Source organism: Pseudoalteromonas fuliginea, assembly GCF_000690055.1.
GTDB classification, from domain to species: domain Bacteria; phylum Pseudomonadota; class Gammaproteobacteria; order Enterobacterales; family Alteromonadaceae; genus Pseudoalteromonas; species Pseudoalteromonas fuliginea.
The window spans coordinates 1-11759 of record NZ_JJNZ01000095.1; the positions used below are offsets into that span (position 1 = coordinate 1).

Annotated in this window: 12 protein-coding genes; 6 read left to right on the forward strand and 6 right to left on the reverse strand. The window is 36.6% G+C overall.

Annotation, left to right across the window (positions count from 1 at the left end; genetic code table 11):
* Window positions 1-90: 90 nt before the first annotated feature.
* The 5 genes from DC53_RS01495 to DC53_RS01475 all read right to left on the reverse strand — a co-directional run bounded on the left by DC53_RS01495 (window position 91) and on the right by DC53_RS01475 (window position 6131).
* A complete protein-coding gene (locus DC53_RS01495) occupies window positions 91-2538 on the reverse strand; it encodes an NACHT domain-containing protein (RefSeq protein WP_033032029.1) in 2448 nt (815 codons plus the stop codon).
* A 225-nt stretch (window positions 2539-2763) separates the two neighbouring features.
* Window positions 2764-3645, reverse strand: coding sequence for a site-specific integrase (locus DC53_RS01490; protein ID WP_033032031.1), 882 nt, complete (start codon window positions 3643-3645; stop codon window positions 2764-2766).
* Complete coding sequence (locus DC53_RS01485; RefSeq protein WP_033032033.1) at window positions 3638-3859, reverse strand: hypothetical protein; 222 nt, start codon at window positions 3857-3859, stop codon at window positions 3638-3640. The genes DC53_RS01490 and DC53_RS01485 overlap by 8 nt, the downstream gene beginning before the upstream one ends.
* Before the next feature lie 438 nt (window positions 3860-4297).
* Window positions 4298-5839 carry a hypothetical protein gene (locus tag DC53_RS01480; protein WP_033032035.1) on the reverse strand — a complete coding sequence of 514 codons (1542 nt, stop codon included), beginning with the start codon at window positions 5837-5839 and terminating at the stop codon, window positions 4298-4300.
* Window positions 5840-5867: 28 nt separating this feature from the next.
* Window positions 5868-6131, reverse strand: coding sequence for a helix-turn-helix domain-containing protein (locus DC53_RS01475; RefSeq protein ID WP_033032037.1), 264 nt, complete (start codon window positions 6129-6131; stop codon window positions 5868-5870).
* A gap of 112 nt (window positions 6132-6243) precedes the next feature.
* On the opposite strand from DC53_RS01475, the gene DC53_RS01470 reads away from it, so the two are divergent.
* From DC53_RS01470 to darG, 6 genes are all read left to right on the forward strand, one after another.
* The gene (locus tag DC53_RS01470; RefSeq protein WP_033032039.1) at window positions 6244-6453 is read left to right on the forward strand and encodes a hypothetical protein; all 210 of its coding nucleotides are present in this window, start codon (window positions 6244-6246) and stop codon (window positions 6451-6453) included.
* 57 nt (window positions 6454-6510) lie between these two features.
* Complete coding sequence (locus DC53_RS01465) at window positions 6511-6888, forward strand: hypothetical protein (RefSeq protein WP_033032041.1); 378 nt, start codon at window positions 6511-6513, stop codon at window positions 6886-6888.
* Window positions 6889-7402: 514 nt separating this feature from the next.
* The gene (locus DC53_RS01460; protein ID WP_033032042.1) at window positions 7403-7603 is read left to right on the forward strand and encodes a helix-turn-helix transcriptional regulator; all 201 of its coding nucleotides are present in this window, start codon (window positions 7403-7405) and stop codon (window positions 7601-7603) included.
* An 8-nt stretch (window positions 7604-7611) separates the two neighbouring features.
* Entirely contained in the window at window positions 7612-8433 is an 822-nt protein-coding gene (locus DC53_RS01455; RefSeq protein WP_081824601.1) for a replication initiator protein A, read from the forward strand.
* A 233-nt stretch (window positions 8434-8666) separates the two neighbouring features.
* Complete coding sequence (gene darT, locus DC53_RS01450; protein WP_033032043.1) at window positions 8667-9293, forward strand: type II toxin-antitoxin system toxin DNA ADP-ribosyl transferase DarT; 627 nt, start codon at window positions 8667-8669, stop codon at window positions 9291-9293.
* Window positions 9294-9303: 10 nt separating this feature from the next.
* Window positions 9304-10335: a type II toxin-antitoxin system antitoxin DNA ADP-ribosyl glycohydrolase DarG gene (darG, locus tag DC53_RS01445; protein ID WP_033032044.1), complete on the forward strand. Its 1032-nt coding sequence runs from the start codon at window positions 9304-9306 to the stop codon at window positions 10333-10335.
* 534 nt (window positions 10336-10869) lie between these two features.
* On the opposite strand, the gene DC53_RS01440 is transcribed toward darG, so the two are convergent.
* The coding region (locus tag DC53_RS01440; protein WP_081824603.1) for an IS3 family transposase at window positions 10870-11759 on the reverse strand (890 nt) is incomplete at its 5' end.

Sequence of the window (11759 nt, forward strand, 5' to 3'; positions counted from 1 at the left end):
GCGTTTTAATTTCGTCATTTTTTCACCCAAATTTGTATGCTTATTAGCATAACATTTCTTTCTTAATGGGTGGCCAAAATCACTGTACCACTACACATTGAAGTATGTTGATAATATAACTAATGGTTCATCAAGCCTACATTCAGGTATATTGCTATAATGCCCGTAATATAGATATGCAAGCCAACCTAAATGATCTAAGTGCTCACCGCTTTCAATAAGGGTCTTTTCCCTTTCAAATTGATTAAGATTGTGCATTTGTGATTTTTTAGAGTTGGCTTTAAATTTTAGGCTATTTGCAATATCTTCATATCGCCAGTCTTCTACCTCGCAACTCAACTCTTGGTCCGCAATTGCCTGAAGATTTGAATTATTTGGGAAATCTACTAAGTAATTAAAATTTTCAATATTATTTTTAGGATCTATAAAACATAATTGAAAAGCGCATCTGTAAATTTCTTCAACAAGTGTTGTAGTGCAATCATTTAGTATATTTAAAGCCTCTGAGAGTTGCTCACTATTTGAAAGTATTCTAGGGAAATCATTTCGAAATCTGTTAATTCTAGACATTAAAGATCTATCAGTGGCTTCATCTAAAAGTATACAGCGAAAGGCTTCTCTCAATTCATGGGTTCTTTCTCTTAATTTTGCAGTGTTTTCTTTAGCCCACTGAGAGCTAAAACCTCCTCTTAAAGAGCTACTACGCATTAACCAATTAAGGAGCTCCTTACCGGTGAAACTAATTTCACTATTTAGAGCTTGATTGAGCCAGCTGTTATGTAGGTATTGAAGCTCAGAGTCTATCTCTCGATGCTCTGTACTATATGTATTGTCATTATCTTGATTAGGGAAGTTATTTAGCAGTAATATAGACTCTTTTTCACTAGCTAAATCCACAAGATCCCAGAATTCACCTATTGCGGTCTTCCCGTTATAAGCTATTAAGCTATTGAGCAATTTTGTAATATCTTTCCAAGTAAATACGCTTCCAAAAAAATTCGATATAAGCTTTGTTTTGATTCGCAACGAAACTTTATCATTTTGTGTTAACAACCCTTTGTATATTGTTTGCACAAATTGATAAGATGGCTCTCCTGATTTCGACAGCAAAACTACTGCGCTCTCTTTATCACGTATACTAAAATCAGTGTTGATAAGTACTTGCTTATAAGTGTCTAGAAGTGAAGGTATTGGTTTAGATTGCTCAAGCGCATCAAAAATAAGGGCTCTAAGTTGAAAGCTGCTTTGCTCATTGAGCAATATACTTTTCAATTTGGGCACTAATCTATCGCTTATTAATCCACCTATATTAGGTTCATCCCAGTAGGTGTTTCTGAACCAAGGGTTATGCTCAGAGTGCTCTGCAAGCGCATCTAACAAGATGAGTTTATTGCTATCAGATAAAGAGGTTGGATCACCATAGGTTAAAACGCCATAAGGGTCTTTAGCTATTAATTGCGCTGCTATGTTGGGTTGAAAGACTACTAACCATGCGAATAGCCCCCTTAATTCAGATGTTGGGAATCCGTTTAAACCAACGATTGATAAAATACGTCCAATCGGCAACCCTTTATCTACCTGCTTTGAAATCCATTTAGCAGCTACAAACTCAGCAATTGTCCTATGACAATAATCAAACACCCCTTCAGTATCGCTCTTTGCGCAAATTCTCCGACTCAGGATAGCAACTGTCTTTTCAATACCCATTGTATCGAGCTCAGTAAGGCTACGAATTGGCAGAACTAGATTATCGTTGGATTCATCAACCGAAAAACCCTCTACATCACTTAATAGTCTGCACGCAAATATAGCTCCTGCAGTATCTTCTAGTTCTAGGGGAACGAATCGACCTAACTCTTTTTTTGATACTTTTTGATTATGCTCCCGAAGAAGTAATGTTACTGTGGATTCAAATAGCTCTTTCTTAGTTTTAGGCCAGCCATCAACAGCTACAGATTCTGCAAGCATTATTAAAGTCTGTGGATTTTCTAACAGCCCAGATAGTCCGTAAACTTTTGATTTGCGAAAGAATTCTTGAGTATTAATCTCAATATTTAGACCATTTAATATCGATACTTGTTCAAAATGATCCAAAGGTTCTAAACGCAGTATTACAACATCTTCTTCAAAGTAATCATTCAAAATATCAAGATCGACATTTCCATACCAGTCACTTTCTCGACAAGAGAGGACAAATTGCTCCGGTTCAAGTTGAAATAATTTTTGTACAATTTGGCTTAATACGACTCCGTCAGCGCCTGCTCTGGATTCATCTAAACCATCAAGGAAGATCTTATTACCCAAAAGAGAGGCTGGCTTATTTAAAAAGGAAGTTACCTTTATTACCAAATGATTATTGAGTTGTGCAAGATGCTCAAATAGATGGGACTTCCCTGAACCAGGGCTGCCAAGTAAGACGATATGCTTATTTTGGGTGAAGTCAGAAAAAAAACAGGTGCTATTATCAAATTTGTTAGGATTTTTTACATTTAAACGCCTAACTCGTCGATCCCAAAGATGTGTACGTCCTGTATTCAATTCCCATTACCCTTAGAAATAAAGTATAGATATGAAATATATAAGTAACACTTTTAAGATATTGCGTCCAATTTGTAATAAAGTCGTACCTACTTGAAGAGATGGGGACGACTCACTGAGTCGCTATCTCAATATTGTTATTCATAATGACTTGATATCTATCACTCAACTATTCAACTAAAAACCAGAATCAGCTTTAAGTCAGTATAGAGTTCAGGGTAGTTATTACTTTAAATAAACCTCAGTAATTTCAGCCCTGAAGTGACCCAGCTCTTGTGATACAGTTTCGAGAGCTATTTGCCTACTAAGCCCCAAACCTTTAAGTTCATCCATTCTCTCTTGTGCGTAGCTATGCCTGAGGCCGTGACCGCCATTAGAAAAAAATAAGGCACGACTAGATGCTTTTGAGAATGAGCATGACCATTTATGACCACCACCAATATCATAACGTTGCAAATAGTTAATTTCCCTATCACGAACCGTTATAGGCTGTGCTAAGCGCCTTTGTTCCAGCTGTGTAGCTAATGCGTTAGGTATTAATACATCTCGGATTAGGCCGCCTTTGCCTTTCACTGTATAAATACAACCTTCTCGACCAAGCCATTTGCTGTCTAGCGCTGGGCGGCTATCTGCTTTTCGCTCTGATACTCTAGCTATAGTTAATAGCTCATGGGCTCTTAATCCTGCTGCGTAGGCTATTTGTGTAGATAAATTATATTTTCTAGTTTGATGTTCACTAATTCCATGAGCTTGGGCTGGAGTGTAGGCGCGAGACTTTTCGATTATCTCTTTTTCGGATTTTATTACAGTCAGCGTTTCTTTAGGGCCAAGTTTGCCGTTGAGTTTAAACATAGCTTGAATTGCTTGCCGTTCCATATCCAGCGTTTTTTGGCCTGCAAACTCACTGCGGTAATCAAGGTATTCATAAGCATCTTGAAGGCTCATGCCCTGTACTCCATTAATTCCAATATCTTTTGACCACCGAGCTATTTTTATAAGTGCAGTTTTATAGCTTCGAGCGGTACCTAGGGATTTAATAATTTTGTGCTTATATAAGTTTTTAGCCAACTTCTCCGCTTGTGTTTCTGGTTTTGCGAACTTAGGCATTCTTTTGTACCCAACGTTTTACAGTTGTCCAATGTACTCTCATTCCTTTACGCAAGAGCCATCTTTGTAGGTTGGCTATATTCGTACCCTCTTCGTAAAGAGCTAAAAGTCGTTGTTCATGTTTATCTAGCTTGGATGACTTAAATCGTTTTTTACTGATCAATTTTTTCTCATTTTTTAGGCGCAGTGCTTCTGCTTTAGCATTAAAGGTCATAGTTATTCTCCGATGTGATTGTAAGAAAAACTGGCTGATTAAGCTCAGCGGCTAACGCCTATTCGCCCCTGTTTTACGCATGCGTAAGGCTCGGACTGATCGCGCCTAAAAATCAAAATACTTGGTTTTATAATGAAGCTGAAAGCTTCTGAAGTGGGGGTTACAGAGAATGTAACAACGTGTTGAAGGCAGCAGGAAAGCGCCTGTTTTTTTCTTGCCCGTAGGGCTTGATTAACATCTAGATTACCAGTTTTAATTAATATTTCAATCTGCAAATAAAAATCTGCGTGTAAGATGCTCAAGAGCCCATACCCCGCTATGTGCAAGCCTATTTTAGGCTTCTACATAGCGGGGTATGGGCGAAGCCCAGAAAAGAGGAGGCAATTGCTCATGATGCCTCATTATGTTACTGATGATTTAGAGTATTGTAAGGGTAATCTAATTTTCGTTTTGGTTGAGTCTTTTTAAAGTAAATGTATTTGGTTCGATTCGAAAATATTGCTCTTGATATTCATATTTAACTCTTAGGGCTATCAAAGAGTTTCTGAAAGTTTCGTAAAAAGGGCGAATTGTTTGAGTTTCAGCTATGTAGGGTTTTTCTAACATATATTTTGCAAGAGCGACGCCCCATTTGGGTCCTTTAAGCACGTTATTACTCACATAGGGGAAGGATTTATATTTAGCTTCAAATGCTTTACCAGTTTTTACTTCACTCCAGTCTTCTTCTTTGATTCTTGAAACATCATTATCGTTTTCACTTTCTAATTGGCAAACTACCTTGATAAGCTCAGTAAGAGTAAAATTTCCAAACTCAAAATCTGGGCTATTTGCGTTAACATAACCAACAATTCCCTTATTAGATAGTTGCTGATTGATTGCTTTTACTACAGGGCGTACATCAGTATCAAAAGTAATAAAGCTTAAACGTCTCAGCTTTCTATCTTGTTTTAGGTTATCGGAGAGTCTAAGAGCCGCGTTAGCTCGTTCTTTACCTACAGCACCTTTGAGGTTTATAAGTTCAATACCTACATTAGATGCACCAGGTAACATATGATTAGCAGCGAAGTATTCAGTTTCTCCCTCTAGGTACCATCTAACAATACTTCCAGTATGTAGCCCAAACTCAAAAGCTAAATGTGGTTTGCTTTTTGCTGAATCTTTAATTGGAGCAATAGAGCCATATGCTCGTTCTCGTGCTTCTTTAGGCCATTGCCCAAAAGCAATATCCTCTTCAGGCCACTCAACTCCATGGATACTTTGAAAGCCAAGCCTTATTACTTCTGCAATGTGTCTTATCCACAAAGCTGCCGCTATGTGACTTTTTAATTTTTTTCTTTTTTCCCATGGGGATAGGCGTAAAAGTACATATAAGTTCTCATTGCCATCAAGTTTTGCAGCAATACATCTCAACTCTGTGTGCGCTTTTGACCAAAACTCTACGTCTAGTTTTTTTAGTAAATTATGCACATCCTTTTGATAGGAATTTACCAGGTTATCAAATTTAGTTTCATCATAAAAAGTACTGAATGATTTTTGTGATGTGATAAAAGGCCAATATAAAGGTTCCAGTATTATTGCTAAACTAGATATTAAGTCGTATTCATTAACTTTTTCTTTGATAACTTCTAATTTCGGGTGCCTATTCATATACTGCTTCAGGAAATCAAAAAAGGTATCTCTATAAATTGTTGACGTAGGAGTGATGTGTAAAGAGCATTGCTCAATGGCTATATAAATAGGTAATAGGCGAAATGGGTGAAATAAAATTTTTTGTTGTTCTGCTAATTCATCAGAATTTATCCAATTTAACTGTTTAAATTTACTTGGATCACCAGTTACAGCCCCACTGACAATAATTGAACAATCACGAACAAATTTTATCATTTGCGATTCTGTTAGTAATTTATTTTGGGTAATTTCTGAGAGCCGTTCCTTGTTCTTTTTTATGAAGTTAATTATTTCACTTTGATTATTTTTCATATAAATCCCTAATATTTGAAGCTTCTTGTCATTCCATGAAATTCAAAATTTTGACAGCTAACTTATCCTCAATACAGTACAAGTAAGCAGTGGGCACTTCTAAAATATCAGCAAGTGCTTTCACAGTTTTAAAGTCAGGAGCATGTACGCCTTTTTCGTATTGGTTCATTCTTGCTGATGCTGCAAATTGATCCATTCCAGCCAAAATTCCCAACTGTTTTTGCGATAGCCCTTTGGCTTTTCTTGCCTCTTTTAAGCGTTTTGGAAATGGTGATTCGTCATTAGTTTTCATTATTTATTGTTCTTAGCTTGAAAACTAAGAGTTTCTTAGCTTTAATTGAATCTAGATACTAAGGAATCCTTAGCTTTTGCTTTTGTAACGAATTTAGTTTGGAGGAATGAATATGCTTGAAGCGTTTGTGTGTGTATTGGTCGGGGCTATCTACTTGCTGGTAAGTATCTTTCCAAGCGATGAGCAGTCGTCGAACGAAAACGAGCAACTAGATAAATTGAATGATGGTATGGGCAATATTATCGCTGATGGTGAATTTATGTCGCGTGAAGAAGCTGAAGATGCACAATCACGTGGTGAGCTTTACGACACCTATTACTAATCACTTAAAGAATAGGGGGAGCAAAATTAGGCATGCCTAATTTTAAGGAGCAATGTAGTGCTTTTTTTATATCTATACAAAAAAGTTGAGCTAAGACCATTTATCCCTGTTGTAACTGAGTTTCAAACGCGCTTAGCTGGTATCGAAGCTGAATGTGAGCCATTAGGGCTATCATTTGAGAAAGAAGTGCAGTCAGAGCAAGAAATCTTTTTTGCTCTGATTTCTCAAAAAGCGCTGGCTTTCGATGTAACAAATGAAATGGGTGAGGTTTGGGACATTAGACTAGAGCCTTTCAGTCATTTTAAATCTCGAAGCAAAAAAATCACATTTCCTTTCATGGGGTGTAATGAGCAGAAGCAACAAAATATTAGTGAGTGGATTATTGCTTTGTGTAATTGGGAAGGATCTTTTCTATACTCAAGTGCAAAGCATTAGCAGAGATTGCAGCTATGACATTATACGAATGGTTTCAAATGTGGATTTTAATGGTGTTAGCGATTCGCGCTACGCGACGTTATGACAAGCTGAAAAATGACCTTTTCACAGCAATAAAAGAAGGCAGAATTTAAACATGGCTCCTGTACTCGCTGGTTGCGCTTTGATTTTAAGTATTGTGATTTTTTTCGCTGTTTTGTTTCATCTTAAATGTAAGTGATATTGCGTAGACCTCTCCACAAGCCTACTTAAAAAGATTATCAAGAAAATTTTTTTGTAGGCATTTTCACTAGCCAATCCCCACTTTAAAAAATAATATATAAAAATCATAAAGTTATTATTTTCGTTTACTAAATCATTTCACTTTGTCCCTAAAGCATCAAAAACCCCCTGAAAGTTCCCCTAGCTTTTCAAGGACAACTATCTGATCACTTAATTACCATTATCGCTCAACTAATTAATAATGTGTTGAGCTAATAATTGAGCTCAACGCTTACGCTTTGAGGTCAATATAATGGAAAAGGTATTTTATCGTTCAGAAGAAGTAGCCGACTTACTTTTTATCAGCAAACAAGCTCTTTTTAATCAAATCTCTAAGAACAAACAAGGCTGTGGAAATTACCCATTACCGCCACATATTAAAATTGGCGCTCGATTACTATTTCCTGTTGAAGACTTTCACAACTGGTTAGCTTCTCAACCAAGAAACAAGTAACGCTAGTTATGGCGCATTTCGAATGCAAAATGAAGTATATAACTTTAAGGTCAGATATTTTCTCTATGTTTTGGCCCATATACGCTTTAGATGGAAAGTCAAAAGGTTATGTTGACTTCGAGTATAGAGGTGTTTCTTTAACTATAACCTCGAGTGAATTTGGGCGGGCAACAGTCAAAGATAAAGAGGTGATCATCTATTGCTTAAGCCATTTAATGGCCGCGCAAAATATGAAAATTAAGATTAATCGAAAAGTTTTGTTCTGTCGCTACGACTTTTTAAAAACAACAAATAGAGGTACTTCGGGGAAAGATTATAAAATCCTTGATAACGCTTTAAAACGTTTAAAGGGTACAAAGTTTACTACTGATGCAGCTATATCTGATATTAATATTCCTGAAGATACATCCATGATTGAGGAATTTAGAAAAGTCCAAATAAACGAAAATGTTTATTGGGAGGTAACTTTACCAGAGTGGTTATTTGCAATGGTTGAGAGTAGAAAAGTGCTCAAACTAGACGATGGCTACTTTAAACTAAAACCGTTTGAACGTCGGCTTTATGAAGTATGCAAAAAGTGCTGTGGACGAAAGCCAAGTTATGAATTTCCGATAGATAACATGAAAAAAAGAATTGGGGTTAAGCTTACAATCTCTCAATTTAAAAGGCGCTTAAGACATTGCAGAGAGTTGTTGGGACTAAGAGTTCTTTACGATGATAGAGATGTTTTAATTTTTAATATAACCGCAGGAGGTAGTGCTTTATTTGAGGTAAAGGCTAAGGAGCTTGGAATAGAAGTTAAAGAAGGTGATGGTCAAAATGAACATTAATTTCCATCTGTTCAGGTCTGACAATTTTCTAATTATTTTAAAGTTCATCATAGCTGGTAATAAGTTACACTATTTGTTAATAATAGAAACTTATTAAATATGGACGTTTTCTATTACACTTATGAAAGTGCCCTATTATGAAAGCTATTAGGAATACTTGTTAATCAACTACTATAGCGTCTAAGTTTTTGGTCCCGTATAATCGAGAAGTTCTAGTCTTTAAGGAAAGTTCAGTGGCACAAGTTCCGTTACCAACACCTATTTATCATTTTACTCACATTTCAAATCTTTCAAGCTTGATTAGCTCTGGTGGAGTAATTTGTAAAAATGGTGTTGATTCTAGCTCGATAATTTATCGAAGTGCCGCATATGATAGTGTTCAAGGGCATAGGGAAATCTTTAAAGTTCCAGTTGCTCCTGGTGGTTTGATCCATGACTATGTGCCTTTTTACTTTAATAGTCGTTCCCCGATGCTTTTTGCCGTACATAGGGGAAACATTCCAGGTGTTAGTATGTCTGAAGTTGTTTTTTTTAAAACAACAGCTCAAACGATTGAAGGGGCTGGAAAGTTGTTTGTCTTTACTGATGGACATGGAATTATGGATCTAACGGATTATTATAATAACCTCAATGAGCTATCTGAAGTACCTTGGGATGTTGTTAATGCAAAATATTGGACCAATTTCGTAGATGGAAGGCGCTTAAGGCAATCTGAATTCCTTGTTCACTCCAAACTAGATTGGGAACTCATAGAAACCATCGGTGTCTATAATCAGATTATGAAAGATCGTGTTGAAGGCTTGATTCAACACCTTGTACACAAACCAAGTGTAGAAATTAAGCTTAGTTGGTATTTTTAGCGGAGGGGTTATGATTAGTTACAGAACTGGAAATATAATACTTGATGACTCTGAAGCCATAGTGAATACCGTAAATTGCGTTGGTGTTATGGGTAAAGGTCTAGCTTTACAGTTTAAAAAGGCTTTTTCAGATAATTTTAAAAAATACAAATCAGCTTGTGATCGTAAGGAAGTAAAAATAGGCGAGATGTTTATCACCGAACAAGGTGATATGTTTAATAGGAAAATTATTATCAACTTCCCTACTAAAGATCACTGGAAAGGTAAATCAAAGTACGAGTATATCGAGTCTGGATTAGATGATTTAGCTATAAAAATACAGGAATATGGTATTAAATCTATTGCAATTCCACCATTAGGTGCAGGTTTGGGCGGTTTAGACTGGGAAACGGTAAAGTCGATGATTATAGATAAGCTCGGTAGTATTCAAGATGTATCTATTAACATCTATGAGCCGCTTGGTAGTCCTGATGCTAAAGAGATTGTAATTAACACAAAAGCTCCAAACATGACCAAGGGTCGAGCATTATTACTTAAATTATTAGGTATTTATTCTTCTAAAGGTTATGAATGTACTAAATTAGAAGCACAGAAATTAGCATATTTTCTTCAAGAAGCGGGTGTCGACCTTAAACTTAAGTATGAAGCTCATAATTTTGGACCATATGCGGATAATTTGAATCATGTGTTAAGTCATATTGATGGGCACTTTATTAGTGGTTTTGGAGATCGTGTTGCAAAATCAAAGATCTCTATTATTAACAATTCACTGGATGCAGCAGAAGCATATTTGTCTAACCACCCTGAAAGTGATGAGGCTATTTCTAAAGTTGAAAAATTGATACGTGGATATGAAACACCACTTAGTATGGAAGTGTTATCTACTGTTCACTGGGTCGTAAAGCATGAAAATTATAGTCCAAATGACTTCGATTCAATTAAGTTATTTATCCATCAATGGAATGAGCACAAAGCTTCAATTAAAGAAAAGTATCTAAAAAAAGCTTTATCAAGACTAGAAAGTAATTGCTGGGTATCGTAGCCCAAAAAAAAGCATTTAAGAGTGATTCCCAATGTATGGCATTTTTATGCCATCGTTGGGTTTTGTGTTTGTCATGGAATAGTTAGATTCTTTGAGGGAGCATTGTGTGACTGTTAGAGAATTATAAAGTTTCGTTACCAATAACGGTTTTGATTCATATGCTTCTGCCAGATTCGATCCAGTTCTGTTCATAGAATCTGATAACCCAAGTTTAGACTTTCCCCCAAGTACTTTTATTCAATAACCAAATCACTTTTTAGCTTTGCTAGAGCGTTGTATCCTCGTAATAGGCAAAGTATCGTACTTTTAGTTATGGATAGACGCGTACTTTTGATACGGGGTATCGTACTTTTAATCCTTAAACTATCGTACCATTGATCATTTACTATCGTACTTTTAATGCTATTTTGTCGTACCTTTGGTTACAAAAATTGGTTCTAAGTTTTTGGTCTAAAATGATTTTTATGCACTAATCTTTAAACGTAATTAAATAAATAAAAGAAACCGATTTTTCACATTCTTTTAGTGTAGTGGTCAATAAAATTTGGCCACAGTTTTAGAGTCTTTGTATCTAATCTCAGATTCATTTGGCGCTAAACCAGCATTATAATGATGCGGTCTAACGGTGTTGTAATATCCGTTGATATAATCACTAACGCTATATTTAGCATCTATAAAATTTTCATACCCAACCTTTGGCATCCATTCTGTTTTAAAGCTTCTAAAAAATCGCTCCATTGGCGCATTATCCCAACAATTTCCGCGTCGACTCATGCTTTGTGTGATTTTATAGCGCCATAAACGTTGGCGGTACTTCAAGCTCGTATAATGGCTTCCTTGGTCTGAGTGAAACATCAGTCCTGTCGGTTTTCCTCTGCTTTCATACGCGAGTTCAAGCGCTTTTAGCGTTAAGTTAGTATCTGGCGACAATGACATTGCCCAACCCACAACTTTACGCGCAAATAAATCAATAACGACCGCTAAATAAGCCCAGCGATTGCCTGTCCAAATATATGTAACATCACCGCACCACACGGTATCTGGCTCAACAACATCGAACTGCCTATCAAGCAGGTTTGGGATTTCAAGATGTTCATTACCGCCGCGTTTATATGAATGCTGAGGTACTTGGCAGCTTTCTAGCTTTAATTTAATCATTAGCTTAGCAGCACGATAACGGCTTAATTCAAAATCGTTATTCGTTGCGATTGCCGCGATTGTCCGTGCCCCAGCTGAACCGCCGCTCATTCTATGTATGGCTTTAACTTCAGCTTCTAATCTTACTTGCTCAGGTGTCGGCGTTGTATCCCGTATGGCCCAGTACTTATAGCTGCTGCGATGCACATTGAATACGCTACACAGCAGACTAATTGGATAACGCTCTCGTTGATTTAACTTCTCGATTAACGAGAATTGTTCAGGGA

Coding starts and splice junctions, on each gene's coding strand:
- DC53_RS01490 (WP_033032031.1), bottom strand. CDS start 3,645: ATGCCTAAGTTCGCAAAACCAGAAACACAAGCGGAGAAGTTGGCTAAA.
- DC53_RS01485 (WP_033032033.1), bottom strand. CDS start 3,859: ATGACCTTTAATGCTAAAGCAGAAGCACTGCGCCTAAAAAATGAGAAA.
- DC53_RS01480 (WP_033032035.1), bottom strand. CDS start 5,839: ATGAAAAATAATCAAAGTGAAATAATTAACTTCATAAAAAAGAACAAG.
- DC53_RS01475 (WP_033032037.1), bottom strand. CDS start 6,131: ATGAAAACTAATGACGAATCACCATTTCCAAAACGCTTAAAAGAGGCA.
- DC53_RS01470 (WP_033032039.1), top strand. CDS start 6,244: ATGCTTGAAGCGTTTGTGTGTGTATTGGTCGGGGCTATCTACTTGCTG.
- DC53_RS01460 (WP_033032042.1), top strand. CDS start 7,403: ATGGAAAAGGTATTTTATCGTTCAGAAGAAGTAGCCGACTTACTTTTT.
- DC53_RS01455 (WP_081824601.1), top strand. CDS start 7,612: ATGGCGCATTTCGAATGCAAAATGAAGTATATAACTTTAAGGTCAGAT.
- darG (WP_033032044.1), top strand. CDS start 9,304: ATGATTAGTTACAGAACTGGAAATATAATACTTGATGACTCTGAAGCC.